26 protein-coding genes are annotated in these 26,826 nt (G+C 46.6%); 22 read left to right on the top strand and 4 right to left on the bottom strand.

Annotation, left to right across the window (positions count from 1 at the left end; all coding sequences use genetic code 11):
• Positions 1–17 precede the first annotated feature (17 nt).
• The 8 genes from CQS04_RS06765 to CQS04_RS06800 all read left to right on the top strand — a co-directional run bounded on the left by CQS04_RS06765 (position 18) and on the right by CQS04_RS06800 (position 6,465).
• Positions 18–422, top strand: coding sequence for a F0F1 ATP synthase subunit epsilon (locus CQS04_RS06765; protein ID WP_100353398.1), 405 nt, complete (start codon positions 18–20; stop codon positions 420–422).
• A 565-nt stretch (positions 423–987) separates the two neighbouring features.
• Positions 988–1,965 carry a nuclease-related domain-containing protein gene (locus CQS04_RS06770; protein ID WP_100353399.1) on the top strand — a complete coding sequence of 326 codons (978 nt, stop codon included), beginning with the start codon at positions 988–990 and terminating at the stop codon, positions 1,963–1,965.
• A gap of 167 nt (positions 1,966–2,132) precedes the next feature.
• Positions 2,133–2,369, top strand: coding sequence for a DUF1146 family protein (locus CQS04_RS06775; RefSeq protein ID WP_100353400.1), 237 nt, complete (start codon positions 2,133–2,135; stop codon positions 2,367–2,369).
• Between the two features lie 289 nt (positions 2,370–2,658).
• The gene (gene murA / locus CQS04_RS06780; protein WP_100353401.1) at positions 2,659–3,954 is read left to right on the top strand and encodes a UDP-N-acetylglucosamine 1-carboxyvinyltransferase; all 1,296 of its coding nucleotides are present in this window, start codon (positions 2,659–2,661) and stop codon (positions 3,952–3,954) included.
• A 298-nt stretch (positions 3,955–4,252) separates the two neighbouring features.
• Complete coding sequence (mreB, locus tag CQS04_RS06785; RefSeq protein ID WP_100353402.1) at positions 4,253–5,245, top strand: rod shape-determining protein; 993 nt, start codon at positions 4,253–4,255, stop codon at positions 5,243–5,245.
• Between the two features lie 15 nt (positions 5,246–5,260).
• Positions 5,261–5,554: a DNA-directed RNA polymerase subunit beta gene (locus tag CQS04_RS06790; RefSeq protein ID WP_100353403.1), complete on the top strand. Its 294-nt coding sequence runs from the start codon at positions 5,261–5,263 to the stop codon at positions 5,552–5,554.
• 12 nt (positions 5,555–5,566) lie between these two features.
• Positions 5,567–6,013 (top strand): 3-hydroxyacyl-ACP dehydratase FabZ, encoded by a 447-nt coding sequence (fabZ, locus tag CQS04_RS06795; RefSeq protein ID WP_100353404.1) that lies wholly within the window; start codon positions 5,567–5,569, stop codon positions 6,011–6,013.
• 89 nt (positions 6,014–6,102) lie between these two features.
• Positions 6,103–6,465 (top strand): hypothetical protein, encoded by a 363-nt coding sequence (locus tag CQS04_RS06800; RefSeq protein ID WP_100353405.1) that lies wholly within the window; start codon positions 6,103–6,105, stop codon positions 6,463–6,465.
• A 175-nt stretch (positions 6,466–6,640) separates the two neighbouring features.
• On the opposite strand, the gene CQS04_RS06805 is transcribed toward CQS04_RS06800, so the two are convergent.
• Positions 6,641–7,072: a YwpF family protein gene (locus CQS04_RS06805; protein ID WP_100353406.1), complete on the bottom strand. Its 432-nt coding sequence runs from the start codon at positions 7,070–7,072 to the stop codon at positions 6,641–6,643.
• A 208-nt stretch (positions 7,073–7,280) separates the two neighbouring features.
• Here CQS04_RS06805 and CQS04_RS06810 point away from each other — a divergent pair, with 208 nt between their 5' ends.
• Positions 7,281–7,673 carry a single-stranded DNA-binding protein gene (locus CQS04_RS06810; protein ID WP_100353407.1) on the top strand — a complete coding sequence of 131 codons (393 nt, stop codon included), beginning with the start codon at positions 7,281–7,283 and terminating at the stop codon, positions 7,671–7,673.
• 82 nt (positions 7,674–7,755) lie between these two features.
• Here the strand turns inward: CQS04_RS06810 and CQS04_RS06815 are convergent, their stop codons facing one another.
• The 3 genes from CQS04_RS06815 to CQS04_RS06825 form a co-directional block, all read right to left on the bottom strand.
• Positions 7,756–10,410 carry a DEAD/DEAH box helicase gene (locus CQS04_RS06815; protein WP_100353816.1) on the bottom strand — a complete coding sequence of 885 codons (2,655 nt, stop codon included), beginning with the start codon at positions 10,408–10,410 and terminating at the stop codon, positions 7,756–7,758.
• An 11-nt stretch (positions 10,411–10,421) separates the two neighbouring features.
• Positions 10,422–11,990: a hypothetical protein gene (locus CQS04_RS06820; RefSeq protein ID WP_100353408.1), complete on the bottom strand. Its 1,569-nt coding sequence runs from the start codon at positions 11,988–11,990 to the stop codon at positions 10,422–10,424.
• A 92-nt stretch (positions 11,991–12,082) separates the two neighbouring features.
• On the bottom strand, positions 12,083–12,493 hold the full coding sequence (locus CQS04_RS06825; protein ID WP_165775477.1) for a helix-turn-helix domain-containing protein: 411 nt from the start codon (positions 12,491–12,493) through the stop codon (positions 12,083–12,085).
• Between the two features lie 566 nt (positions 12,494–13,059).
• Here CQS04_RS06825 and CQS04_RS06835 point away from each other — a divergent pair.
• The 13 genes from CQS04_RS06835 (at position 13,060) to CQS04_RS06900 (ending at position 26,779) form a co-directional block, all read left to right on the top strand.
• Positions 13,060–13,503, top strand: coding sequence for a transcriptional regulator (locus CQS04_RS06835; protein ID WP_100353411.1), 444 nt, complete (start codon positions 13,060–13,062; stop codon positions 13,501–13,503).
• Between the two features lie 306 nt (positions 13,504–13,809).
• Positions 13,810–14,487 (top strand): hypothetical protein, encoded by a 678-nt coding sequence (locus CQS04_RS06840; protein WP_100353412.1) that lies wholly within the window; start codon positions 13,810–13,812, stop codon positions 14,485–14,487.
• Positions 14,484–15,800, top strand: coding sequence for an efflux RND transporter periplasmic adaptor subunit (locus CQS04_RS06845; protein ID WP_100353413.1), 1,317 nt, complete (start codon positions 14,484–14,486; stop codon positions 15,798–15,800). Before CQS04_RS06840 ends, CQS04_RS06845 begins: the two co-directional genes overlap by 4 nt.
• 242 nt (positions 15,801–16,042) lie before the next feature.
• Positions 16,043–16,306 (top strand): YhdT family protein, encoded by a 264-nt coding sequence (locus CQS04_RS06850; RefSeq protein WP_100353414.1) that lies wholly within the window; start codon positions 16,043–16,045, stop codon positions 16,304–16,306.
• Positions 16,303–17,745 carry a sodium/pantothenate symporter gene (gene panF, locus CQS04_RS06855; protein ID WP_100353415.1) on the top strand — a complete coding sequence of 481 codons (1,443 nt, stop codon included), beginning with the start codon at positions 16,303–16,305 and terminating at the stop codon, positions 17,743–17,745. The genes CQS04_RS06850 and panF overlap by 4 nt, the downstream gene beginning before the upstream one ends.
• Positions 17,746–17,761: 16 nt before the next feature.
• Positions 17,762–18,682: a DMT family transporter gene (locus tag CQS04_RS06860; protein WP_100353416.1), complete on the top strand. Its 921-nt coding sequence runs from the start codon at positions 17,762–17,764 to the stop codon at positions 18,680–18,682.
• Between the two features lie 473 nt (positions 18,683–19,155).
• On the top strand, positions 19,156–20,118 hold the full coding sequence (locus CQS04_RS06865) for a hypothetical protein (protein WP_100353417.1): 963 nt from the start codon (positions 19,156–19,158) through the stop codon (positions 20,116–20,118).
• A gap of 458 nt (positions 20,119–20,576) precedes the next feature.
• Positions 20,577–21,287: an RNA polymerase sigma-I factor gene (gene sigI / locus CQS04_RS06875; RefSeq protein WP_100353419.1), complete on the top strand. Its 711-nt coding sequence runs from the start codon at positions 20,577–20,579 to the stop codon at positions 21,285–21,287.
• Positions 21,284–22,189 carry an anti-sigma factor domain-containing protein gene (locus CQS04_RS06880; protein ID WP_100353420.1) on the top strand — a complete coding sequence of 302 codons (906 nt, stop codon included), beginning with the start codon at positions 21,284–21,286 and terminating at the stop codon, positions 22,187–22,189. The genes sigI and CQS04_RS06880 overlap by 4 nt, the downstream gene beginning before the upstream one ends.
• Positions 22,190–22,607: 418 nt before the next feature.
• Positions 22,608–23,642, top strand: a complete 1,035-nt coding sequence (gene argC / locus CQS04_RS06885; protein ID WP_100353421.1) for an N-acetyl-gamma-glutamyl-phosphate reductase — start codon at positions 22,608–22,610, stop codon at positions 23,640–23,642.
• Positions 23,643–23,669: 27 nt separating this feature from the next.
• The gene (gene argJ / locus CQS04_RS06890) at positions 23,670–24,893 is read left to right on the top strand and encodes a bifunctional glutamate N-acetyltransferase/amino-acid acetyltransferase ArgJ (RefSeq protein ID WP_100353817.1); all 1,224 of its coding nucleotides are present in this window, start codon (positions 23,670–23,672) and stop codon (positions 24,891–24,893) included.
• Positions 24,856–25,665: an acetylglutamate kinase gene (argB, locus tag CQS04_RS06895; RefSeq protein ID WP_100353422.1), complete on the top strand. Its 810-nt coding sequence runs from the start codon at positions 24,856–24,858 to the stop codon at positions 25,663–25,665. Before argJ ends, argB begins: the two co-directional genes overlap by 38 nt.
• Positions 25,658–26,779, top strand: coding sequence for an acetylornithine transaminase (locus tag CQS04_RS06900; RefSeq protein WP_100353423.1), 1,122 nt, complete (start codon positions 25,658–25,660; stop codon positions 26,777–26,779). The genes argB and CQS04_RS06900 overlap by 8 nt, the downstream gene beginning before the upstream one ends.
• Positions 26,780–26,826 lie beyond the last annotated feature (47 nt).

A 26,826-nucleotide genomic window follows, 5' to 3' on the forward strand; every position in this document is an offset into this window, starting at 1 on the left:
GACCAGGAGGAAAACAAATGCCGACATTAACAGTCAATATTGTCACTCCAGACGGCCCAGTATACGATGCTCAAGTAGATATGGTTATCGCGAAAACGGTAACTGGTGAAGTCGGAATCCTGCCAGGACACATTCCGATGGTAGCTCCTCTTGAAATTGGTGCAGTAAAGCTTAAACGTGATGGCAAAGTCGAGTACGTTGCAATCACTGGCGGCTTTGTTGAAGTGCGCCCTCAGCAGGTTTCAATCTTGACACCTTCTGCAGAGCTAGCTGAATCTATTGACGCTGCTCGTGCTAAAGAAGCACTTCGTCGTGCCGAAGAGCGCTTGCAGTCTAAACAAGATAACGTCGATTTCAAGCGTGCAGAACTTGCGTTACAGCGTGCCATGAATCGTATCAACGTTAAAGAGGGTAATATGTAAGTCGTTATTAGAAACCCCGGTCACCACTTTGTGTGGTGGGCGGGGTTTTTTATATGTTTAGATGTGGAAGGCGTTTGCTCAGAAATGCTTCGTAAACCAGACGCTCCAATTGAGGCGCTCTTTGTCTCGGTTGGAGTGAATGGTTTTCGAATGTATTTCTAACGCCTGCAACTCGATTCCATTTAGATGTGAAAGGCGTTTGGAGTGGGGGAGGTCTTGCTAGGAAGGGCTTGGAGTGGTGAAGGTCTTACTAGGAAGGGCTTAGAGTGGTGAAGGTCTTACTAGGAAGGGCTTGGAGTCATAAAAGATCTTACTAGAAAGAGCTAAAAAATTTGAGTGATCAATATTTGGTGAACTGCAGCAGCAAAAAAGCAAACTGCGGCAGATACTCAAACAACTGCAGCAGATACCTCTCTAATATTGGCTAATCGATGGATTGTAGTGACTACAAAAGGTGCTACTAATCATCGATTTCAAAAAAAAGCCCGATAACCAAGTGGAGTATGAAAATTTTCTATCTAAAAACAATAGCCTAATGTAAACTAATGTAAAAAGGAGGATTGGTATGTCACTTTATCAAAAAACAAAAACGATTAAAAGAAACAACTCAAACGAACTTCTCGCATTGAGAGAATTAGCTATTAGGACTCCCGTATCCAATGAAAAACAAAAACAGTTTTTTAATAAACAGTTTGCAATGGCGAAAGCCGGTCATGATGGAGAAGTGAAAGTAGATCGGATATTGGAAAGAATTCCTTTTCCCATGCTTCATACAATCATCCCAGATTTTCATACACAATCGAAGTTTGGCACATTCTTTCAAATGGATACTCTAATCATCACCAATCGTTATATTCTACTTCTAGAAATAAAAAATATTAGGGGTCAGATTGAATTCTATGAAAATCCTGATCAAATCATACGCACTTATGAAGGAGTTACAGAAAAATTAGATTGTCCCATTCATCAACTTAATAGAAATAAAAAGGCTCTCGAAAATATAGTATTTACTGTTACTCAAAAACTCCCCATTTATTCTGCAATTGTATTTTGTCATTCATCAGCGCATATCTCCAATTATCCTAAGACAGCAAAGATATTGTACAAAAACCAAGTAGACTTCTATATTGAACAACTAAACTCTTTGCCCGAAAAGTGCAATAAAGATGAATACCTTCATTTAGTAAAAACGGTCAATACTATTAATAGAAATTTTAAAAGGATTCCCTTGGCAGTGAGATATTCGATTGATGTTTTAGCGCTTCGACAAGGTATTTTCTGTCATAGCTGTGAGCAGATAATGGTTCCAGCAGAAAAATCAACCGCGTATCATTGTAAGAGTTGTGATCATATAGATAAAGAGGTACTATCTAAAACTATTACTAGTCTATTCTATATTCTCCATAATGATTTAAAGAGATCGGATATTGAACGCTATTTAGATATACGAACAAAACATAGAGTCACCAAAGCCCTCGCCCAGCTCCGCTGTTCTAAAAAAGGAAAAGCAAGAGCAACTCGTTATTCCCTCCCGAAAACCTAACCGAATCCCACTTTATTTCCATGCAACCCCCTCAAAACAACCCACCCAAGCGAATCACAACACATACCGACAAGATTGTGAAGAAAATTCACAAGTTAGTCAATAGCGCTCATCCATTTCTTATGTTCAGCCGATATAATAGGAAGTATGTGAAAGGAGAGAGCGCGATGTTTTTAGCAGACTTGGCCATCCAATCCGTTATTGCGATTGCGGTCCATCTATTCTTTATTGCCATTGCCTTTTACGCATTGCAGAGTGTGAGATTAGAAGTTGTGTTCAAAAAAGGGCATGTTTTTCAAGTACAAGTCATGATGATTTTACTCAGTCTTGTATTAGGATCCATAGCTGGAGGCTTCTTTGTGGAGCTAATGAATTGGTCTTCGCAGCTGCAGTATTTATTCTAGGTAAACCAATAGTTCGACACGATTCGGAAATAAGTATTTCCCGGGAAATATCTTGTCAAACGATGTTTATTTCAAACGTTCTAGGGTATCTAGAAATTAGCTGAACATTAGAGAGAGAAAACACATACTATAGTTGCAATTAGACTTGTGAAATTAGGGGATTAAGTTACTTGTCAGACTTCTCATTTCATTGTATGATGTAAATTGTGTTTTAATACCCTAATTTCAACAATTACCAGAATGTGAACCTATATATGAATGTCATGTCAATTTTTCGGAGGTAGCTAAAGTGGATAAAATTATCGTCAAGGGCGGACGCGCTTTAACTGGAAACGTACGAGTAGAAGGGGCTAAAAATGCGGTACTACCAGTACTTGCAGCAGCGCTTCTAGCTTCAAAAGGAATCAATACAATCAATGAAGTACCATCTCTAGCAGATGTTAAAACAATTAATGAGGTTCTTCGTAGCCTGAATACAAAAATCGACTACAAACCGGAGAATAAGCAAGTCATCATAGATTCGACAGCAACACTTAACAGTGAAGCGCAGTTCGAGTATGTTCGCAAGATGCGTGCATCAATTCTCGTCATGGGGCCAATCTTAGCTCGTAACGGATTTGCACGGGTTGCATTGCCAGGTGGATGCGCAATCGGAAGTCGTCCGATTGATCAACATTTAAAAGGGTTCGAAGCGATGGGAGCAACTATCACTTTCGGACAAGGTTTCGTAGAAGCTCGCACAGAAGGTCGTTTACAAGGGGCTAAAATTTACCTCGACTTCCCAAGCGTTGGTGCTACAGAAAACATCATGACTGCCGCTGCATTAGCAGAAGGAACAACAGTTATTGAAAATGCAGCAAAAGAGCCAGAGATCGTGGATCTTGCAAACTTTATCAACAACATGGGTGGTAAAGTAAAAGGTGCCGGTACAGACGTTATCAAAATCGAAGGGGTTGCGGAACTGACAGGTGCTGAGCACTCAATCATTCCTGACCGTATCGAAGCTGGTACATTCATGGTAGCTGCAGCGATCACTCGTGGTGATGTAACTATCGAGAACGCAGTACCTGAGCATATGACAGCACTGATCTCTAAAATGCAGGAAATGGGCGTTGAAATCTCGGAAACAGAACAAGGTCTTCGCATCAAAGCAGAAGGCGAACTGAAATCCGTAGATATTAAGACAATGCCACACCCAGGATTCCCTACAGACATGCAATCACAAATGATGTCACTCATGATGACAGCACACGGTACAGGAATCATCACTGAAACGGTATTTGAAAACCGCTTCATGCACGTAGAAGAATTCCGCCGCATGAACGGGAACTTGAAAATCGAAGGTCGCTCTGTCATCATGGAGAACCCATCAGATCTTCAAGGTGCTGAAGTTGCAGCAACCGACTTACGTGCAGCTGCTGCATTAATCCTTGCAGGACTTGTGGCTGACGGCGTAACGCGAGTTACAGAATTAAAACACTTAGATCGTGGATATGTGAATTTCGACAAGAAGTTAGCAGCGTTAGGTGCAGACATTGAACGAGTTGGTACAGAGACAGTAGAACGCGAAGTACAACCGGTCTAATTCCATTCCTAATTTATCATTCAAGCAGTTGTCCTAATGCATAGGACAGCTGCTTTTTTCATACACTGAACTATGAAAACACGACAGCTGGCAATCACTTACTATTCGAAGTGAAAGAAAACGGTCAGTACATCAATCCAGCCAAATACATCGCATTTTAAAAGAGAGCGCCATTCGGTCGCTCTTTTTGCATGTCCTTTATCAAAATAATTTGTACGTTTCGACAAAAACTGTGATAAAATTAAAAGTTGAGAAACCCATGATAGAGAGACAGTTTGGGAAGGGAGAACCTACGAGAATGTTTTCAAAAGATATAGGCATTGACCTAGGAACAGCCAACGTGCTGATCCACGTCAAAGGAAAAGGAATCGTGTTAAACGAACCATCCGTGGTGGCACTTGACCGCCAAACGCGCCGAGTCCTGGCTGTGGGGACTGAAGCGCGCCAAATGCTAGGGCGTACTCCTGGAAATATTGTGGCGATCCGTCCACTAAAAGACGGCGTCATTGCTGATTTTGATGTAACAGAAGCGATGCTCAAGCATTTCATCAATAAACTGAACGTCAAAGGGATGTTCAGCAAGCCTCGTATATTAATTTGTTGCCCGACAAATATTACTAGTGTCGAACAAAAAGCGATTCGTGAAGCAGCCGAAAAAGCTGGAGGCAAAAAAGTTTTCTTAGAAGAAGAACCAAAAGTAGCAGCAATCGGTGCTGGTATGGACATCTTCCAACCAAGTGGGAACATGGTCGTCGATATCGGTGGCGGTACAACAGATGTTGCCGTCTTGTCTATGGGAGATATCGTAACTTCCGAGTCCATTAAAGTCGCAGGAGACGTGTTCGATCAAGACATCCTGCAGTATATCAAACGTGAATACAAATTGCTGATCGGAGAACGAACAGCTGAAAATATCAAGTTTGAGATTGGGACGGTTTATCCAGAAGGCCGCAGTGAGACGATGGATATCCGCGGGCGCGACATGGTGACAGGTCTTCCACGCGTAGTGACCATCTCGTCACAGGAAGTAGAACAAGCTCTTCGTGAGTCCGTTTCGGTCATCATTCAAGCTTGTAAAAATGTATTAGAAAAAACACCACCAGAACTATCAGCTGACATCATCGACCGTGGTGTGATCATAACAGGTGGCGGAGCACTTCTTCACGGAATGGATCATTTACTTACAGAAGAGCTAAAAGTGCCTGTATTCTTATCGGAAAGCCCAATGGACTGTGTGGCTGTTGGGACCGGTATGATGTTAGACAATATGCCGAAATCGTATAAACGGTAAAAAGGAGTTCACAGAATGACAGAAGAAAAAGTAGTAACTCGCAAACAGGTGAAAGCCGTGCGTGCGAAAAATGAAGAGGGACAAGAGAATACGGAGACTGCCAAACCGCAAAAACCAACACGCTGGGTCCAAATTCGCTTACTCCCAATTTGGCTTCGTGTACTTCTCGTTCTTCTGCTTGTGGCAGGTGCAGTAGCAGGTGGTTTAACAGTCGGCTATGCGATTTTAGGCGGCGGCGATGCATCAGACGCACTTAAATGGGAAACCTATCAGCATATTTTAGATATCATGAACGGCACGAGCAAATAGGGGGAAATTGATATGTTAACGACAGAACAGATTCAAGCTATTTTGCCACACCGCTATCCATTCTTACTTGTGGATCGCATTTTAGAAATCGAAGAAGGGAAGCGTGCGGTAGGCTTAAAAAATGTTTCAATCAATGAAGACTATTTTAACGGCCATTTCCCTGGGTATCCAGTAATGCCTGGAGTCTTGATTGTAGAAGCATTAGCACAGGTCGGAGCAACTGCAGTTCTTCAAATGCCAGAATACAAAGGACGTCTTGCGTTCTTCACAGGCATCGACAACTGCCGCTTCAAACGCCAAGTAAAGCCAGGTGACCAACTTCGACTTGAAGTGGAATTAACGCGTCTACGCGGCCAAATTGGTAAAGGTCATGCAATTGCAACAGTTGATGGGGAAATTGCTTGTGAAGCAGACATCCTTTTTGCAATTGGGCCAAAAGTCGAGGAATCGACAAACTGATTTTGTAAACGAATAAAGCCTCCTTTCCGTAACAGAGTATCAGCAGTCACTTGTGTAGTGATCAGTCGAAGCGGAAAGGAGGTTTTTTAATGCGCAAGCCACTAGTTGCAGCAATTGCCAGCTCCGTCCTTGTCCTTGGTGCCTGCGGAACCGACCGAACGATTCCACCAGCCAATGAGACGCCGATGGAGGATGTGCGAGAAGAAGCGCAGGAGATGGTGCCAGACGTCACGCCACCGGAAACGAATGGAGACCAGATGAACGGGAATGACGGATACAATAACGGCAACGATAATGACATGATGCCTAAGAATTGCAACGTTGTCTCCCCGACCGAGCGTGACAAGAACACAGACACGTATAAAGACATGATGAAAGATCCGAACACGAAAAACGAAGACCTGATGGAAGACGACATCGACATGAAGGATCGCGACAACCAAGACGAGTAGAACGAGAAACAGGACCGGCCATGTGGGCCAGTCCTGTTTTTTGGTGTGTGATTGGTTTCCATAAAATGACTTGGGTCGCTAACGGGAGTTTCAGGGTCTTTAAACAAAGTACCCAAGGCGTTAATCAGTGCGTCAAGGGAGTCAATTGAGCCGTCAAGGTCGTTAAAGCTAAGCTCTATTCCTCGCCCTTTTTCAGCGTCGGACGCTCTTTCATCGCTTTCTCGAAGCGCACAAGAAGATCGTCTCCTTCAAAGCCGTCCTCGATTAACTCTGCAAGCAAGCCTTCCGCATATTTGCGTCGAGCGCGCTTCAATGTTCCACGAAGCAGGACGGAGATGGAATCCCCCACAGCTTTCACAGAGTACGCCATCATTTCGAACGGCGCAGGTTCATTCTCTGGGTAAGAGATGACGACACGAGCTTCCACTAGTTCTTGCGAAGCTACAAGATCATCGAAATACGCTTTCAAGTCTTTTGTCGTGAACAACTCGATGGCCCACGAGCGAGCCTCATTTTCTTGGTTGATGATGATGCCATCTTCAAGCGGAATCAGCTTGGATTCATGCTCACTTAAGATGGACGCCTCGATCACTTTGAATGTTTTCATAGACTGTCCCAACCTTTCTAGAAAAAAGTTTCAAAAAATGGTCAATCAGGTCATCTTTAAATTGTGTGGGCGGTTTTGGCTTCAAAATGAAATTTTCACGCCCATTTGACAAATTATCTTAGCGAATTCCGTCAGATAATTTCATTTTACCGATTTGCCACACCGGATCCATTTCCCGTATGCTGTGTGCAGAAGGGAGGTGAGACATGTGAACAAGGTTGCATTAATCGGCCGACTGACGAAGGACCCTGTGCTCCGTACCTTATCGGAAGGGAAGAGCGTGACATCTTTCAGCATGGCAGTTCCCAATGGCTACAAAAAAGATGAAGCAGATTTCATCAATTGTACCATCTACGGAAAGCTGGCAGAGCTGACCGTCAAATATTGCGGGAAAGGCTCCTTAGTCGGCGTGACCGGGCGGCTACATACGCGCTTCTATGAAAAAGAAGGCACGCGCATCTATGTCACCGAAGTCATTGTAGAAGAAATACGATTCTTGGCAACGAAACGCAAGGAAGAACAACCCGCTGACCGAGTCGAAGTAGCTGAAGACCGTTTTGAGATTCCTGCTGATTTTACACCAAATACAACTCCAGTTTGATGAAAAAATACGTCGCCATGTGTTGCTCATCTCGTATGTGACGCGGCTTGGTATGGGGATAACAAGCCGCGTCATATGATTATCAGGAAAGTGTCAACAGGTCTGTCAGTTCATCGTCACTCAGTTCCGTGATCCACTGACTTGAATGGATCAACTCGTCCGATAACGATTGTTTCTGTTCAAGGAGCGTGTCGATTTTTTCTTCAATTGTTCCAATCGTCAAGAACTTGTGCACATGCACAAACTGTTGTTGGCCGATGCGATACGCACGGTCTGTTGCTTGATTCTCGACTGCTGGATTCCACCAGCGGTCGGCATGAAGCACATGAGTAGCAGCTGTCAGATTGAGTCCCGTTCCGCCAGCCTTGAGCGATAATAAGAAAATCGGAAACTCTCCCGCCTGGAACGATGCGACCAAATGATCGCGCTGTCCTTTTGGCATACTACCCGTCAGGAACGGGCTGTCAATGTCATAGAGTTCACTGAAACAGTGTTGCAGTAGATGTCCCATGCCGATATACTGCGTGAAAATCAGACACTGTTCACCTCTCGCAGCGATTTCACCCGCAAGCGACACGATACCCGCAAGCTTCGCGGATCGCTCTAGCATGGTCTCCGCATCATCAAATGGTTCTTTCAAGTAAAGCGCTGGATGGTTACATAACTGCTTCAACTTGCTCAGCATCTTGAGGACCAACCCCTTCCGCTGAAACCCGCTCAGATTGCCGAGCTGGCTTACGGACTCTTGGATCAACGATTCATAGAGTGCCGCCTGCTCGGTCGTCAGAGCGCAATACTCTTTCTGTTCAAGCTTCTCAGGCAAGTTGAGCTGCAGGTCGGGATCTCGTTTCGTCCGGCGCAACAAGAACGGCTGGATCTTCATCCGCAAGCGGTGCTTCGCCTGCTCGTCCTCATCCCGTTCAATCGGGGCCATATACGTCTCTTGGAATGACTTGTACGAACCAAGATAGCCTTTATGAATGAAATCAAAGATCGCCCATAGCTCAGATAAGCGGTTCTCGACCGGCGTACCTGTCAAAGCGATATGGTGCACTCCTCGCAACTTGCGAATCGCGCGCGACTGCTTCGTCTGCATATTTTTAATATTTTGCGCTTCATCAAGCGTCACCGAGCTCCAAGCAATCTGCTGGAGCGTTTCGGCGTCTTGAGTGGCAATTCCGTAAGTCGTCAATACGACATCAGCGTCTGTCGTGATTTCGCCGCGGTTGGACCCGTAATGAGTCGAGACGCGAAGGGAAGGAGCAAACTTCTGAAGCTCTTTCTGCCAGTTCCCGAGTACAGACGTCGGACAGATGATTAAAGAAGGCTTGCCACCAGGTTGTTGTTCGTGAACGTGTAACAAATACGCAATCAATTGAACAGTCTTCCCGAGTCCCATGTCATCCGCTAAGATAGCGCCGAACGATTCGTTTCGCATGAAAGCGAGCCAGTTCAGACCAAGCTGCTGGTACGGTCGGAGCTCTGTCAACAGGCGTGGGGAAGGAGGAACTTCCGGGAATGCCTTTTTCTCTTGAAGTTGTGTCAGGTAGCTCTCTAAAGACTGGTGCAACTGGAACTGGATTAACGGATCATCGTCGTCCTCATCTTCAGCCGGTAGCGTCAATTCTTCCGGTAGCTCTTGGAACAACAGATCCCGCACGGTCCACTCTTCTTCTTCGGAGCGGTCGAGTAGCTTGCGGATCTCTTGAATCCACTGCGCATCAATCTGGAACCACTGGTCGCCTGAACGAATGAACGAACGGTTTTCTTCGACCATCTGGCGGAACTGTTCTTCACTGATTTCCTGGTCACCAAGTGAGAAGTTCCAGTTGAACTGGATGATCTGCTCGAGGCCCGCTGCTGATTTATAGCGACCGGTACTTGCTGAAGCACGGACCTGCATCTTCGTCTCTTTGATTTCTTTGAGCCATGCAGGGAGCACGACGTCGTAGCCGAATGCTTGAAGCTTTGCAAGGTCATGACGCAAGAAGTCTCGAACTTGCTGATCATCAAGTGGAACGTAGTAAAACGAATCCGTTTCTTCATCGACGACCGAAACAAATGGGATGATGCCTCGCTGAAAGTTCCGGATGACGTCACCAAGGTCTGCCCATTTTGGTGGTAAGGCTTCTTCAATAGAGAGGAATCGTTTTTTCGCAGCAGGTGTCCAGTAGCTAGAACTGCGCACACCACGTACGACAGTCTCGAGGATCCAATCGTCTGAAGGGTCTTCAGGCTCCATGAGTCGAAGTGCTACATGAATGTCTGGATGTTGTTTTACTTTATGGATCGGCCAGCCACCATTTTTGAAATAGTCCTGTAAGCTCACTAAGTCATCATAGGAAAACGCAGCCTGGCGTGCTTTCTGTAAAATGGCTGTCTCGACAATTGAAGTCACAGCCTCATCTTGACTTGCCGTTACAAAAAGACTATTCACATCAAACTCCACATGTTCCCAAAGGTCTGTTCGGTTCCAAATGGAAGCCGCTTCTGTGATTGCCGCGAGCTGAGCGGCAGATGCCGGGTCGTGACCATAAAATTCAAAGACGTTGGAAGGATTCGGTAACAAATCGATGGCATCGAGGCATGACATGACAAACTTGCCCTTTTGATCTTCGACGGGTAGGCCAAAATAGCTGTCACGGTGTTTTCCATATAATAAGGTCTTCAAACGGTCAGGTCGTTCAGGGCTCGACACAGCGAAGCCCCCATCTAGTTTTTCCACATAAAGTGGCATCGAAAAAAGTTTCACAGTGCTAGATTTCCTTTCTCCATTTCTTGCTGGAAGGCCCGCAAGCGACGGAATTTTTCACGGATCTCTTGTACGTATTGATTCCAGTAGACCGTCTCGTTGGCAGCTTTTGCAAGCTGTTTCATCTTCTTCAGATGACGAACCGCCTGCTTGTAGCTATCGCGTTTCTTTTCATTGATCTCACGAACTACATTTAGATGGTAAAGAGGCATCACAACAAATGGGGCGTGTTCCTTTACAAGGTCAAGGCCACATGTCTCTGCATACGTGATGCCGCTTTGACAATAGAGATGCAAGTCGGCCCACTCCTCGTAGCGCTCGTTATCAATTAGATAGCCTGAATACGGTTCGAGCGTGAACGGAATCAACATGCGGTAGAACTGAAGCTTCGCCGTATCTGACAGGTCAAGCTGACGTTCCATCGTTCGCAATGTGTAAATCAAGCGAGATGCCCGGACTTCTGTATCTAAAAAGGTTTCAATAGCAGGGAGCAAGCGCTCAAACAACTGTGTTGCCATTTGAATCTCGTGCTGTTCGATAGCGAACTGGATGAGAGATAAGTAACTGCTGACCTCTTCAGCCGGAACATCTTTCATCGTCGCAAGTAAACGTTCGGTCTGTCCGAGCTGGAAATAAAACAGCTGACGAAGCTGCAACAGGGAGTGGCCGTCTTTCGTCTCGCTATGCTTCTCTAAAAAGTCGAGTTCTTTAACGCGAGCTTGTTTTTGCGTGCCGAGCTCTGTCCAGTAATGCGTATACAGCTCACTGCGCTGTGAAAAGTACCCTTCAGCATCTGTCAGCAAGTATTTTACGTAGCGCTCGATGCGCTCATAAAACGGGTCAGCGGCAAAGAAGCGGGGTTGCCCGTGCAGTTGTTTGAACTGGTGTTTCAAGTCTTGGATGGTCTCATCCAAATAATAGCGAACACGTCCTCGCTCATTTTCGCGGCTAAAGCTATTAAATGTCGGCCACAGCTTGATCAAGGTCATCAGTGTCACGCTTGAATCAAACAGGACATGCCACTCCCGTTCTAATGGACGGATGCGCTGCATCTGGCGTTTGTAATCTCCAAGTGCAAACTCCATCAAGAAAAAGCTCGATGCATGATCTTGGATGACGAGCTGGTTGAGTAGGGTATTCGCATATTGTTCCCAAGCAAGAGGGGTTCGATTGTTTTGGATTTCACTGATGGACTGACGGTCTGCTTTAGAACGCCAAGCTTTCACCCACTCACTGAGAGAATCGATATGTTGATACAAATAGAAAAGTACAGCTGCTTGGTGGCGGCACGTCTTTCGTCCGCTGCAAGAGCAGGAGAGCTGCTCATAAAACGAGACATGAACATAGGCATCCTGTACATCTCGCACGACAAAATCCGCTTCGTGACGCACAGGTGCATAGTCGACCAGTTGCACAGCGCCATTACGTACAAAGGACTGGGCACTTCGCACAAGAGAATCGTCTTGAGCCACACCTGCAAGTAGGTCCTGATCCAGTTGTTTCATAAAATCTTGAACAGGTTCTTCATAGAACGTCAAAAGACGCTGAACTGTCATCCCTTTCACAGGGGTTCACCACACATTTCTAAAAGACTATCCTTCATTATAACGTCTTTTAAGCAAAGAAAAAACATGGATGTGCAATTTCACATCCATGTTTACGATTGTTCTATTTGTTCGACAACTTGTGCCAGGAGCTCTTTGCGTTCTTTTTCTGAAAGATCTCGCAGATAAAGAAGCAGCAAGCGGAAACTCTTTTCGTCCATCAATTCAGCAAGCAATTCCGAAAACTGACTATAATAACGACTTTGCGTTTCATGGGCTTGTTCAAGGAACGTTTCCATCGGCTTTCTGACAGTCGTATCTTCTGTTAGCAAGTCTAGGAACTGTTCATCTGTCATCTTGTATTTGGTACGTATGCGGTGCAAAAACTCTAGACTTGGTTGCCGTTCAGCAGTTTCGTAACGAGAGAGATTGACGTTTGAGACCTCCAAGAGAAGGGCCGCTTCTTTCTGTGAAATATTCAGTTGTTCATCGCGAAATGCGCGTAATTTCTCATGAAACTTCAACGTAATCACCTCTACTCTACTATCGTCAGAATAGCGATACGGCACGATGTGAAGTTGTTAATTACCAAAATGGTAAAAAGAAATAAAATCCAATTTAGTTGGTATATAACCAAATTGCAGGAAAAAATTTCTATGAAGTGAGAGATCCTAAATGACACGGTATGCTACTTTTTTCAAACTACACCCCATCCACCACGAACACACCAACGTACAAATTCTGATTGAGCGCTGCAACAAGGCAGAGGCACAAGAGTGTCTTTATAAAAGTGAACTTCAATTCACACTTGAAACTCCAACGTTCATCCTCGAAACTAATCGACAATTATCAAAAGAAGAGATCGACAACCTTCCTTATAAAAAAGTGTCGATTCGACATGATAAGGGGATAGGGTTCTTTTTAGAAGGTCGACCCCCTAAAAGAGAGGCCATTAAATGACAATGGCCTAGGCGATCGCCTAGGCTGTTTTATTATAATTTTGTGAACAAAGATGTTTTTATGCACAAGAATAAGGGAATATGATACACTAATAAAAACAGAATATTCTAAATTAAAGGAGGGGGAGAACATGCTACATGTTGAGATGATGAAACCGTTCCATACTGAAGTCAAGGATAACAAGATTCGACTCGTATTTGCTTACCAATACTTCTCACTGCGTAAAGACGATGAAGTGTTCAGCTTCATTCCGGTTGAAGGAAAGGAAATCGTCCTGAATCGGGACACGCTTCAAGTGGAAAACTTGTCAGAAGTGTTTGTGTTCCAAAAAGGCAACCGCTTCATTCGCCTGCCACTCTATCAACTGCTCTTAGTCTCGGACGTTCATGACCATCTAAAGACATTGATTGAACCCGTCGCAGAACAAGAAAACAGTGAAGAAGTCATGGAATTGATCCATGCACTCGAGCGTGAAAACTTCGAACGTCTAATGGACGACGCCTTGTCGCACCGAGACCTCGATTTGTTCTACCAATTATTAGCCACACAACATGATGGAGGTAGCTATGTGTAATTTAACTCAATAAAAAGCATCTATCTGGACGAACCGCCGCTAGATAGATGCTTTTACTGTTTTATGAGAACAAGTGATAGAGAATCACCGAAACCGTGGAGCCCACTACTCCAAATACGATATCCCCCCAACTGAACGACAAGTCGAGCCATTGCCGCATAATAATCCGCCCCTTTCTGTTAGTAAAGTAGTCGTTTCAGCCACTCAAAAGTTTCACGAAAATTAATTTCATTTTTGAACCCTTTTACATACGTCCCTTGAATCAAAAATATGCTAGAATTATCCTTATGGATGAGGAGGTCTATCATGTTTTTAGAATTTCATTTTTGGCGGTATTTTTTCACCAGAGGCTACTTGTTAGAGAACCTCGCTGAAACTGAAACCATTCGAGGCTTAAAAAAACGCGTGGGCATTTTGCTGGCGTGTACTATAGCGTTATACATACTCATGGACGTGTGGGGGATGACAACCACTTCACTCACATCTATTTACGTACTTGGTTTCTCAGATACATACGCGATTGCGCGCTGGGTCTCGCTGTTTGCGGTCATCCTTTGGGCACTCGTCTATTTCAGTTTTCATTTCTTTGGAGTCAGTTATTTGTTGCATCTCCTCACGAAAATTCCAGTTCGGATTGCCGCCGTCATGCAGCTTTACGTGATTGCCACTCTAGTGATCGAGAAGGCCTTACTGTTTTTCGTGTTCGCTTTGGTCGGATATACGACGCATTTGTCGTTCCTGTCCTTTGGCCCATTAGCTGCCCAATTTTTAGATCATAGCTATTTCCATTATTTCTTTAATCAATTCTCAGTATTTACGGGCGTTGTTATTGCCATCCAACTCCAATTTTTACGCCGCTTCACAACAGTTTCTACAAAAGTCTTATTAGTCATTCTGATTGGGATGACCATCCTGTTTGCAGCAGTCGTCGCTCTCATCAGTGTCATTCCGATTGACCGCTTGTTGCCAGGAGGTGCGCTATGATGAAGACACGATTGTACATAATTGGTCTTTCCATTGCCATCACGGCTTTTGTCGCAGCGAATGCCATTCTGGTATTTAAAGAAGACAGCATCGTGTCTCGCAACTACTACATAGAAGATCATGTACGAGTAGCAGAAGGGGACTACAAGCGCGAGCTTGAAAAAGAAGCGGTGGCAGTGCCGACGACTTCATTTGCATTAGCTGTAAATCGAGAAGAATTAAAAGACGTCCTCGTTGAACAAGGAGACGCTGTCACAAACGGGCAGCCTATCGCTACTTTAGATACGACAGATATCGACCAACAACGTGCCGAGTGGGATGCACGTTCGGGAGCTTATGAAGCAGAGCTTCGAGAGTTGAATTCCGTCCTCTCCACACTTCGAACAGCTAAGAGCCGTTCTAACTCGACGACTTCAGCTCGCGGGACTTCAACAGGCCGCGGAAGCTCTACTGATGAAGTGGTAGATGTGACCGTCACCTCCAACGTAGACGTCGAGATTTCTGAAGATGCTACCTATGACAGTGCAATGGCAGCCATCGAAGAAAAAATTGCAGAAGTGGAGCGTGAACTGGCTGTCGTGGATGCCCAGCTCACAAGCACATCGGAAGCTCCAGAGTTCGTCAGCCCGATTGACGGTGTCGTCGAAAAGGTTGAAGAATACGAAACACAAGTCATCGTTCACATCACTCCAAACGAAGCGACACTCGTGACCTTCGTCGAAGAGAAAAACTGGCATGAGATTGAACCCACTCAACCGGTTCAAGCCTATTCTACCCATCTGGCAAAATTCTATTCAGCTGAAACGGCTGCTAAAGGCACCGTTCCCGTAACAGATAACCGCTGGAAAGAAATCCACGGGCAATTCGAAGAACAACCGGACTTGCCACTTTACGAAGTACAGATTACTCCTAGTGAAACCATTACGGAGTTGCCATTTGGTGCGAATGTCAACGTGACAATCACAATCGATGAAGCCACTAATGCGATGCGCCTTCGAGACGATTGGACGATTGTACGTGATCTCGAGTACGCTGAAATCTATTCGATCTCGCAACAAGGCACTATCGGTCGCATTCCTGTGACGATTGCATTCGATATGCCTGAAACGCAATCGATCATCGTGAGCGATGGTTTGGTGAACGGCCAACTTGTGCTCGACGACAAATTCCGTCGCAATAACGCACCTGCTTTCTTGCCGCATCCATTTGAGCTACCAAGCTGGGAAAGCGTGAAAGCTCTGGGTTGGCGTGACTACTTGGCATTCCTTCTCCATCAATACAAAGACGCTCCGGTCGAAGAGCCGGTAGAATAACTAGATGGCCACCTTCTTTTGAAGGTGGTTTTTGTTTTAGGCGCCTTTCACATCTAGGTGATATCGAGTTGCAGGCGTTAGAAATACATTCACAAATCATTCACCCCAACCGAGGCAAAGTGCGCCTCAATTGGGGCGCCTGATTTCCGAAGCATTTCTGAACAACGCCTTCCACATCTAGGGCAAAAAGAGTATACTGACAACATTACATACAAATTTAGACAAACGAAAGAAGGGACGTCATGGATCCGCGTTTTAAAATTGCGCACCGGGAAGCGAAGATTGGTGTCGGGATTGCGATAGCCCACTTCCTGTGGTGGTTCGGTTTCGCCTATGGCCTCGGAAGCCGACCGGTCGAACAGTACCGCTACATCTGGGGCTTTCCAGATTGGTTCTTCTATAGCGCCATCGTAGGATTTATTTTAATTTCTATCACGATTGTTTTCGTCACGAAGTTTGTGCTGAAAGAAGTGTCGTTTGAAGAAGACGGGGAGGCAGATCGATGAATTGGCAAGTGATTGCACCACTCGTTTTCTTTTTAGTGGCTATCTTTGCGACAGGCTGGATTGCCAGCCGGCAACGTGACAAGTCATCAGGATTTTTAAATGATTATTTCCTTGGGGGGCGTGAACTTGGTGGCTTCGTCCTGGCGATGACCATGGTCGCTACATATGGTAGTGCTTCGAGTTTCTTAGGAGGACCTGGAACGGCTTACACGATGGGCTTTGGTTGGGTACTGCTTGCGATGACGCAAGTGGTGACCGGGTATTTCGTTCTGCTGATTTTAGGGAAGAAGTTCGCCATTCTAGCGAGACGATACCAAGCCGTGACGCTCATTGATTTTTTAAAAGCTCGCTACAACAGCCCGGTTGTGGCCATTCTTTCTGCCTTCGCCATCGTGATTTTCTTGTTCTCGGCTATGACAGCGCAGTGGGTCGGGGGAGCACGTCTGATTGAGACAGTCACTGGACTGAGCTATACATCGGCCTTATTTATTTTTGTCATTTCTGTTCTTGTGTATGTGACGACAGGTGGTTTCCGAGCTGTGGCCCTGACGGATGCGGTGCAAGGAACTATCATGGTCATCGGAACTACGATCTTGCTCATTGCGGTCATCATCGCAGGGGGCGGAGTACCTAACATCATGCAAGACTTGCTGACTGAAAATCCGAATCTCGTCACGCCATATGGAAGTGACGGTAACTTATCAGCTGCTTATGTGTCCTCTTTTTGGATCTTAGTTGGTGTCGGGGTAGTCGGACTACCACAGATTGCGGTTCGAGCGATGTCGTATAAAACGTCTCGCGGGATGCACCGAGCGCTTGTCATCGGAACCATCGTGACCGGTTTCATTATGCTGAACATGCACTTGATCGGTGTGTTCGCACGTGCCGTGAAGCCAGGAATTGAAGTCGCAGATACGGTTATACCGGTCATTGCACTCGATATCTTACCGCCGTGGCTTGCTGGGATTGTGCTTGCCGCACCACTTGCTGCGATCATGTCGACAGTCGATTCGCTCCTGCTGCTTGTCAGTTCATCTGTCGTAAAAGATGTCTATTTAGGCTACATTCAACCGAACGCGTCGATGAAAACGGTAAAGCGAATGAGTTTTGGAGTCACTGCTGTGCTTGGTACGATTGTCTTCCTGCTAGCTGTGAACCCTCCAGAGCTACTCATCTTCTTGAACCTGTTTGCATTCGGGGGTCTAGAAGCAGCGTTCATCTGGCCGATTGTTCTCGGTCTCTACTGGAAGTACGGCAACAAGTACGGAGCTATCGCTTCGATGGTGACCGGTATTGGTACTTATATTGCACTGCACTTTTACAATACAGCGAACGGGAATTTGCTCGACATTCACACTGTGGTCATTCCGGTCGTGCTGTCGCTCATTGCTTACATCGTGTTCAGTCTAGCGATTAAGCGCGAAGTTTATCGCTACTAAAGAAAGGAGGCGGACCATGAGCAGAGCGAAAATTTACTGGATGCTCGTCGGTGTCATGTTCGCTTGGGGCGCAAATGTCCCGATGCTAAAGTTCATCGGAACCCATGTGCCGCCAGTCACCGTAACGGGAATTCGAATCTTGATGGCGAGCCTAGCCGTGTTCTTGATTCTCAAGTTCTTAAAAATATTACGACTTCCTACGAAGCGTGAATGGAAATACATCTTGGTGGGCTCATTGACGAACGTTTTGCTGCACCACCTGTTCTTAAATCTCGGGCTAGCGGTCACTTCCGCAACTTCGGGAGGGTTAATCCTTGGCATGGGGCCGATTTTAACAGCCATCTCAGCAGCCATCTTTTTAAAGTACTTCCCATCGAAGCTGCAGTGGCTGGGCTTGCTTCTTGGGATTTCAGGCGTCACGATTGCGGTGCTCGTCGGCTCAACAGGGCTCGATACCAATATCGGCGACCTGTATATCTTCATCTCGATTTTCTCGCAAGTACTGAGCTATATGGTCGTCGTAAAAGCCGCCCGAACTCTCGACCCGCGCGTGATGACAGCTTATATGATGGGAGTTGGGTCAATTGGGCTCATCGTTACGAGTCTGATTCTGGAACCAGGAGGCATGGTCGAATTTCTCGATGCACCGCCACTGTTCTGGCTTCTGTTCCTAGCTTCGGGTCTGATCTCGACTGCTCTCGGCCACATGATCTACAACTATGCGATCGGTCAGGCGGGGGCTACCCAGTCCGCCATCTTCATGAACTTGAACCCGCTATTTGCAATGATTCTTTCTAGCATTTTCCTAGGCGAAATCTTGACACTTCGCCACATAATCGGCTTCTTGTTCATCGTAGCGGGCGTCATGCTTGGCTCCGGAGCTGCTGAAGACCTCTACAAAAAGCAAAAAGTGAAACGCACCACTCCTGTCGTCTGATGGGGGTGGGTTTTTATTTAGAAAAGTGAAGAACGCCGATCTAGAAATTTTGTAAAAATTGGGCGTGTCCGTAGAGGCGCTTTCTGCCTCTATGGATGCGAACGATTTTTGCAGGGATTTCTGGCGTTCGCAACTAGACAAGTTTTAGATGAGGAAGGCATTCTAACGCCTGCAACTCGATAGAATCGGAAAAGTGAAGGACGCCGCTCTAGAAATGTCTTAAGGTCTTACTAGTAAGGGCTTTAAGACTCAAAAGACTTTCTAGAAAGGACTTAAAAGAATAAAAAGGATTTTGTTTCCACAAAAAGGTAAAATAATCATATTATCATAGGTCGCTACACGCAGATTATACAAACCAAGTGAGTCGAATTACCTGAAAATTCAATATTACCCCCAAAAACTTTCTAGGACCTCACGAATAGATACGCGTGCACCGTTCAAGCGGTGAAATTCTCTCTATGAGGTGATGGAAGATGAAAAATCGTAAGTGGAAACGCATGACAGCTGCAGCTATGATCGCGACTATGACAGTAACAGGCGCATCGTATGCATGGGCAGACGAATTTAAATCCGTTTCAGTAAATGACGTAGAAGACGTAACAGAGACTCCAGTTGTGGATCCAGTAGACGTTGAAAACGACAACCTATACGAAGAGACAGCGCCAACTTCTGAAGAACTCATCGCAGTTTACGAAGAGCGCATTGCCAAATTGAACGAATTGATTGCTATGATCGATGACGAAGAAATTTCTGCATTGTTGACACAAGCCATCGAACGTTTCGAAGCAAAGATTGAAGAGCTTGGAACAGATGAAGGCGACGACGATACTGAAGTCGAAGAGCCAGGTGACGACGAAGAAACTCCAGTCGAAGAACCAGTAGAAGAAGAGCCTGTTGATGAAGAAACAGAGCTTGAAATGAAGAAAGAACAATTGGCATTCAAAATTGCCATCATGACTAAAGTGTATGATCAAGTTGGAAGCGACCAAGCACGTGCCGCTATCCAGAAAAACATCGACAAGTTCCAAGCGCAACTGGATGCATTGAATGAAGAAGCTCCAGTTGAAGAAGAGCCAGTCGTTGAAGAACCTGTAATCGAAGAGCCAGTTGCTGAAGAATCAACTGAAGAAGCTGAGGCAGTAGTTGCTCCAAAAGCTGAAAAAGGTAAAGCGAAAGCTGAAGAAAAGAAAGCTGCTGCTCAAGCAAAAGCTGAAGAAAAAGTAGCGAAAGCCCAAGCGAAAGCGGATAAAGCTGTAGCGAAGGCAGAAGCAAAAGCTGCAGAAGCTATAGCGAAAGCAGAAGAAAAGAAAGCTGAGGCTCAAACAAAAGCCGAGGAAGCAAAAGCTAAGGCAGAAGCAAAAGTAACAGAAGTAAAAGCAAAAGTTGAAGAAAAGAAAGCTAAAGCAGAAGAGAAAAAGGGTAAAGGCAACAATTAAAATTACCAACTCACTCCTACTCCAAGAGGCGCCTCGGCGCCTCTTTTTACGTTCCCTGGGAACCCTTTCCTCTTACTCGCTCTAAACCTATAGCTCCAATGATGAAGAATGCTTCCGGCTTCCCTGGGAGCAAAAAACTTTCCATTTTTCTTCATATCCAGTTGCGCAGGCAAGAAACCCATTCAAAAATCGATCGCACCCAATGAGACAAAAAGCGTCTCACTGGGCACGCCCGATTCCCGAAGAGTTTCTAAACAGCCTGTTTCACTTTTTTTGAACCACCCCCAAAAACCCCACAACCTAATCGAATAGTACTATGTAGATCCATTCAAATATCACATTGAAGGTGCGGTCTATTGAGCGACTCAATTTGACAACCAACACAGTTCTGTTCTTTTCACCACAAGCTTCTATGCTAAAATAGAAGAGACGTGATTTTAACAGAACGGAGGGGTGCTATGCGTTTCGCCTTGTTTACAAACCATGAAAAACACGAGCTGCACCTCGTGCAACAAGCAAAAGCAGGGGACGAACAGGCTCTGCACGACTTGTTCGTTACCCACACCCCTTTTATTAAAAAGACCGCTTCGTTCGTATGCAAACGAACCATCGATGAGCAAGACGAAGAATTTAGTATCGCCTTTCAAGCTTTCCATGAGGCCGTTGAAAACTACGAGCCGGGCGCTTCAGCGAAACTGACGACGTTTGCCCATCTGATCATCAAGCGGCGCATCATTGATTTCATTCGCAAAGAAGTGCGCGTGGCCCAAGCGGTATCGGGAGAAGCTGCAGATATCGAGCTCACCCGTAAAGCCATGGACGCCTACAGCGAACATCAGCTGAAAACACAACGCCAAGAAGATATAGCGAGCTACCAGCTAGCGCTCTTCCCATATAACTTAACCTTTGAAGAGCTCAGCCGCATCGCACCGAAGCATGAGGACTCCAGGCGGACGATGATTGCCGTAGCCCGCATCATCGCAGATATTCCGGAATTCGTCGAGCATTTAGAGGCGAAGCGGACGTTGCCTTTAAAAGAAATCGAGCAGCTCGTCGATGTCTCAAGGAAGACACTCGAGCGCCACAGGAAATACATTATCGCACTGGTCGTCCTACTTACAGGCGAGTTCACCACAATCCAGCATATCGTGAAAGGAGGGACAGAATGATGACGCACTTTGGAATTGTAATGGACGTAAAGGAAGACTACTCAATTTTCTTAACAGAAGACGGCGAATTCATGAAGGGCATTCCAGCTTCTGACGCTGAAGTTGGAGAATACGCGCATTTCACAGAATACAAAGCGCCTTTCAAATTGACCAAATCTCCTGCACTTACTCCAATTCTAGCTATTGCGGCTACCATGGTCCTTATCTTTGGTGCATCATTCAGTGACATTCCGGAAGCTTATGCGTTTGTGGAGCTCGAGAACGGTGAACGAATCGAGCTCGGAATTGATAAAGAGGGAACCGTCATTTATGTCGAAGGAGTCGAGGAGCATTCGTGGGAAGACAAGGCGCTCTCTAAAGTTTTAGTCGAAATCGTTAAGGAAAAGCCTCAAGCGAAGATCACCTACGACAAACCACGTGATGGCGCCGTCGAGCGTCAACTCACTACAGCCATCGAAAAAGCAGAAGAAGCTATTGTAACCAACGAGGAGCCTGCTGAAGAAATTCAGCCAGTCACTTCAGAACCAGTCGAAACAGATGAAGAGCAAGCTACAAAACCTGAAGATGAGGACAAGCCAGGCAACTCCGAAAAAGCACCTGGCCAAACGGGCGAAACACCTGGCCAATCGGGAATAGCACCCGGTAAATCAGGACAGACTCCAGCAAATGGAGCGCAGCCTCCTGGAAAATCTGGGGAAGCTCCAGGAAAGTCGGGAAAAACACCCGGCAAATCTGGTGACAACCCGGGGCAATCAAAAGACAAGAATGGAAACTCAAAAGACAAGCCTGGAAACTCACAAGATAAGTCCCACAAAAACAAGGACGAGTCTGAGAGATCCACAGATAAACCAGGAAAGTCCGAGTCGGCTCCAGGGCAACAAAATAAAAATGACGACAAATGATTGGATACCAGAAGCGCCTCGGCGCTTCTTTTTTTGTGTGAAGGAGAAATGTTTTTTGTAATGTACCTGTGCATCGCACAATACACTACAATTCTATAATTATCCAGGCGACCTTGATCTACCAAGGTAGTTTTTGTATCTCTATGCAATTGTCGTTCATAATCAGAATTGTGCGATGCACAGGTACCAGATAGGGAAATGTTTCCACATCTAGAGTAATCGAGTTGCGAACGCCAGAAATCCCCGCAAAAATCGATCACATCCATAGAGGCACAAAACGCCTCTACGGACATGCCCGATTTTCACAAGATTTCTAGAGCAGCGTTCTTCACATCTGAGGATTAAAATACAATTGACTTTATAATTATGCAGTCGTATACTAGAAAATAACTTGTTTGACAACGGAGCTGATCTCGCTATGAAAATTGGAATTATAGGGGCTACCGGATACGGAGGGCTCGAACTTATTCGCCTTCTCACCAATCACCCTCATGTCGATGAAATCCACGTGTTTTCCTCCTCGGGAGAAAATATACAAATTTCGCATAAATATACACATCTAACGAATATTCTCGAACAACCACTTCAAGCCATCGAAACAGGAGCGCTCAGCAAGCTAGACGTCGTCTTTACAGGCACTCCGGCTGGAGTCGCTTCCACCATTCTCCCGAAACTTCTCGGTACAGGACCCAAACTGATCGACTTGTCCGGAGATTTCCGGATTCAAGATCCATCCATATATGAACAATGGTACGGAAAGCCTGCAGCACCACAAGATGCCGTACAGCAAGCCATCTACGGACTTCCCGAGTGGAACCGGCAACAAATCGAGCAAGCCGAGCTCATCGCAAATCCGGGTTGCTATCCGACGGCTACATTGCTCAGTCTATTGCCGCTACTCAAAGAAAACTTGATTGATGCCTCGCAACTTTATACGGATGCGAAAAGTGGCGTATCCGGAGCAGGCAACAAGCCGTCCCAACTGACCCATTACAGCGAACTGAACGAGAACTTCTCGATCTATAAAATCAATCAGCACCAGCACATCCCAGAAATCGAGCAGACGATTCGCACGATTGCGGGAAGCGAGCCGCTTCTTTCTTTCAACACCCATCTCGTCCCGATGACACGCGGTATTATGGCGACGAGTTATGCACCGCTCACGAAAGGAACCACGGAGAAACATCTGACTGAAGCCTTGCACGTCGCTTACGACAACGAACCTTTCGTCCGGGTATTCGAAGACAAGCAGGTGTTCAGCACGAAACAAGTGTACGGCTCGAACTATTGCGACATCCAAATCGCTGTCGACCCGAGGACGAACCGGGCAACAATTATCGGCGTGATTGACAACTTGATGAAAGGCGCGGCCGGACAAGCCGTTCAAAATATGAATCTGATGTGTGGACTAGATGAGAAGGCAGGTCTGACTGTCGTGCCTCTCATGATCTAGCTACAAAAAGGAGCACCTACTATGGAAATGACCATCACCCCAACACTTAAAAAAATCGAACGCAAATCGCTTGTTTCGCCGAAAGGCTTCACGGCAACGGGCATACACTGTGGTATCAAGCATAAGAAAAAGGACTTAGCCGTCGTCATCAGTGACGTGCCGGCATCGGTAGCAGGAGTTTTCACAACGAACGCTATTCAAGCGGCACCATTAAAAGTCACAAAAGACGTCGTCTACAACACGAAAAAGATGCAAGCCATCCTTGTGAACTCGGGAAATGCCAATGCCTGTACAGGGAAGCAAGGTCATCTAGATGCCCTCGCGATGCAGCAGCTCGCTTCAGACCAGTTCAACATCGCGGCAAACTTGATTGGCGTCGCATCAACGGGAGTCATCGGCGAACCGCTTCCAATGGCACCGATCATCCACGGTGTTTCGAAGTTGAAAGCAAACGATGAACTGACAGGAGCGCTTGATTTCGCGCAAGCCATCATGACGACGGACACGGTCATGAAGAGTACGTCTTATGCAACAACTATCGACGGTAAAGAAATCGTTATCGCAGGTGTCGCAAAAGGCTCCGGCATGATCGAGCCGAATATGGCGACGATGCTCGGGTTCATCACGACAGACGCTGCAATCGAATCGGAAGACCTGCAAGCAGCACTCTCTAGCGTCACAGAAAAAACGTTCAACTCCATCACGGTCGACGGGGACACATCGACGAACGACATGGTCCTGGTTCTCGCGAACGGTTTAGCTGGCAACAATACACTAACACCAACTCATCCAGAATGGTCGACTTTTGTAGATGCCCTTGAAATGGTCTCACAAGACCTAGCGAAACTCATTGCGAAAGACGGGGAAGGCGCGACGAAACTTATTGAAGTGAACGTGACCGGTGCGGTCTCAGACGAAGAAGCACGCAAGATTGCGAAGACCGTTGTCGGGTCACCACTCGTGAAGACAGCCGTCTTTGGCTGCGACGCGAACTGGGGTCGCATCATCGCTGCAGTCGGCTATAGCGGCATGCAGATCAATCCGGATACCATCACCATCAAGCTCGGAGACATCTTGGTCGTCGAAGACAGCGAACCGGTGAAGTTCTCAGAAGACCAAGCGATGAACTACTTGAAGCAGCACGAGATCTCGATTTCCGTCGACTTGCACCACGGGTCAGGCGAAGGTCGTGCATGGGGGTGCGATTTAACGTATGACTACGTCCAAATCAACGCAAGCTATCGTTCCTAATTGCCACGTAATCAAAATTGGTGGTAGCACGCTCGCCAATCTGTCGCAAGCCTTTATCAAGAGCTTGAAACGACGCGTAGATGCCGGACAAAACCTGATTATCGTCCATGGGGGCGGGCCCGACATCAACAGTGCGCTTGCTGAACAAGGCATCGTCTCTGAAATTGTGAACGGCATCCGCGTCACGACTCCTGAGATGATCCACACCATTCGCAACATCTTGATCGGGGACGTCAATGCGCGTCTCGTTGGGAAGATGAATGCATCGGGTATCTCGTCGGCAGGTCTCAGCGGTTTTGACGGAGTCTTTGCTTCAAACTACCTCGACCACCAGACGTACGGCGAGGTAGGTGTCGTCACAGAAGTCAACGCGAAGAAGTTCCAGTTGCTTCTGAAAGCCGGCATCATTCCGGTCGTCGCGTGTGTAGGTACTACAATAGAAGGAACTCCACTCAATATCAACGCAGACACTCTCGCATCCGGCATCGCAGCAGGCGTTCAAGCGGAATCGTTATTACTCGTCACCGACACCCCAGGAATCAAGAAAGACGGGGAAACCGTTCGTTCCGTGAGTGAGCAGGAAATTCGAAAGTGGATAGCGAATGGTATAATTTATGGGGGGATGATCCCGAAAGTGCAAGCTGCACTCGATTGCTTAGAAGCAGGGGTTCGTGCGGTGCAGATCACCGACGACACGCTCATGGGCACCACTGTAAAGGCCGTCAACCCACTACTCACGCGACCTATCAAGGAGGTTCACACGAATGCCTGAAACAACAACCAAAAGCCGCCTGTTCCAAAACTACGCGCGCCGTCCGATTGAACTAGTCAAAGGACAAGGCACGAAAGTCTGGGATGCAGACGGCAACGAATACTTAGATTTTATCGCTGGAATCGCAGTGCTCGCACTAGGTCACGCGAATCCAAAAATCAACGCCACACTTCATGAACAGTCTGAAAAGCTGTGGCACGTCTCGAACCTGTTCGAAAGTAGTGGGCAAGAACGTTTAGCGGAGGTTCTTACAGAAGGCACACACTTCGAACACGCCTTCTTTTGTAACAGTGGAGCAGAAGCGAACGAAGCGGCCATCAAACTCGCGCGCCGCCATACTGGCAAGCACCACATTATCACATTCAACAACTCATTCCACGGTCGCACATTCGGTGCAATGTCCGCAACTGGGCAAGATAAAATTCAAAATGGCTTCGGACCGCTTGTTTCGAAGTTCACACATGTGCCTTTCAACGATGCAGAAGCCTTGAAAGCTGCAGTCACGGAAGACACGGCCGCCATCATGCTGGAAATCGTTCAAGGCGAAGGGGGCGTCAACCCGGCGACCCCAGAATTCGCGGCGACCATCCAACAGCTCTGCGACGACAATGGCATCTTGCTGATCGTCGATGAAGTGCAGACAGGAATCGGCCGCACTGGCACGCGTTACGCGTACGAGCAAACCGTTTTGAAACCGGACATCGTGTCTCTTGCGAAAGGTCTAGGAGGCGGCTTCCCAATCGGAGGCATCCTTGGGACAGCAGAAGTCGGCGTCTCGCTGACACCTGGTTCGCATGGAACAACATATGGCGGAAACGCTCTAGGTGTGGCTGTCTCACACACTGTCGTATCTACAGTCTTTGAACCAGCTTTCTTACAAGAAGTAAAAGAAAAAGCAGCGTACCTTGCTGACAAGCTCTCAGCTAAATACGAAGTGCGCGGTATGGGCCTACTCATGGGGCTCGTCGTCGGGGATAGCGCAGCGTTCGCAGCGGAAATGCAGGCTAAGGGCTTGCTGGTCGTGCCAGCAGGACCAGCTGTCGTCCGCTTGCTGCCACCACTAAACGTATCGTACGAAGAGCTCGATCAAGCAGCTGCCATCTTGTTAGCTTAATAATTTTGGATTAAAGCGCTCTGTGAACCGCTATCCACCAGGAGGTG

This window comes from Chryseomicrobium excrementi (assembly GCF_002798305.1).
Classification (GTDB): Bacteria; Bacillota; Bacilli; order Bacillales_A; family Planococcaceae; genus Chryseomicrobium; species Chryseomicrobium excrementi.

Bases quoted from the DNA above. Each gene is read 5' to 3' on its own strand.
- CQS04_RS06765 (WP_100353398.1), top strand. From the start codon at position 18: ATGCCGACATTAACAGTCAATATTGTCACTCCAGACGGCCCAGTATAC.
- CQS04_RS06770 (WP_100353399.1), top strand. From the start codon at position 988: ATGTCACTTTATCAAAAAACAAAAACGATTAAAAGAAACAACTCAAAC.
- CQS04_RS06775 (WP_100353400.1), top strand. From the start codon at position 2,133: ATGTTTTTAGCAGACTTGGCCATCCAATCCGTTATTGCGATTGCGGTC.
- mreB (WP_100353402.1), top strand. From the start codon at position 4,253: ATGTTTTCAAAAGATATAGGCATTGACCTAGGAACAGCCAACGTGCTG.
- CQS04_RS06790 (WP_100353403.1), top strand. From the start codon at position 5,261: ATGACAGAAGAAAAAGTAGTAACTCGCAAACAGGTGAAAGCCGTGCGT.
- fabZ (WP_100353404.1), top strand. From the start codon at position 5,567: ATGTTAACGACAGAACAGATTCAAGCTATTTTGCCACACCGCTATCCA.
- CQS04_RS06800 (WP_100353405.1), top strand. From the start codon at position 6,103: ATGCGCAAGCCACTAGTTGCAGCAATTGCCAGCTCCGTCCTTGTCCTT.
- CQS04_RS06805 (WP_100353406.1), bottom strand. From the start codon at position 7,072: ATGAAAACATTCAAAGTGATCGAGGCGTCCATCTTAAGTGAGCATGAA.
- CQS04_RS06815 (WP_100353816.1), bottom strand. From the start codon at position 10,410: ATGCCACTTTATGTGGAAAAACTAGATGGGGGCTTCGCTGTGTCGAGC.
- CQS04_RS06835 (WP_100353411.1), top strand. From the start codon at position 13,060: ATGCTACATGTTGAGATGATGAAACCGTTCCATACTGAAGTCAAGGAT.
- CQS04_RS06840 (WP_100353412.1), top strand. From the start codon at position 13,810: ATGTTTTTAGAATTTCATTTTTGGCGGTATTTTTTCACCAGAGGCTAC.
- CQS04_RS06845 (WP_100353413.1), top strand. From the start codon at position 14,484: ATGATGAAGACACGATTGTACATAATTGGTCTTTCCATTGCCATCACG.
- CQS04_RS06850 (WP_100353414.1), top strand. From the start codon at position 16,043: ATGGATCCGCGTTTTAAAATTGCGCACCGGGAAGCGAAGATTGGTGTC.
- panF (WP_100353415.1), top strand. From the start codon at position 16,303: ATGAATTGGCAAGTGATTGCACCACTCGTTTTCTTTTTAGTGGCTATC.
- CQS04_RS06860 (WP_100353416.1), top strand. From the start codon at position 17,762: ATGAGCAGAGCGAAAATTTACTGGATGCTCGTCGGTGTCATGTTCGCT.
- CQS04_RS06865 (WP_100353417.1), top strand. From the start codon at position 19,156: ATGAAAAATCGTAAGTGGAAACGCATGACAGCTGCAGCTATGATCGCG.
- sigI (WP_100353419.1), top strand. From the start codon at position 20,577: ATGCGTTTCGCCTTGTTTACAAACCATGAAAAACACGAGCTGCACCTC.
- CQS04_RS06880 (WP_100353420.1), top strand. From the start codon at position 21,284: ATGATGACGCACTTTGGAATTGTAATGGACGTAAAGGAAGACTACTCA.
- argC (WP_100353421.1), top strand. From the start codon at position 22,608: ATGAAAATTGGAATTATAGGGGCTACCGGATACGGAGGGCTCGAACTT.
- argJ (WP_100353817.1), top strand. From the start codon at position 23,670: ATGACCATCACCCCAACACTTAAAAAAATCGAACGCAAATCGCTTGTT.
- argB (WP_100353422.1), top strand. From the start codon at position 24,856: ATGACTACGTCCAAATCAACGCAAGCTATCGTTCCTAATTGCCACGTA.
- CQS04_RS06900 (WP_100353423.1), top strand. From the start codon at position 25,658: ATGCCTGAAACAACAACCAAAAGCCGCCTGTTCCAAAACTACGCGCGC.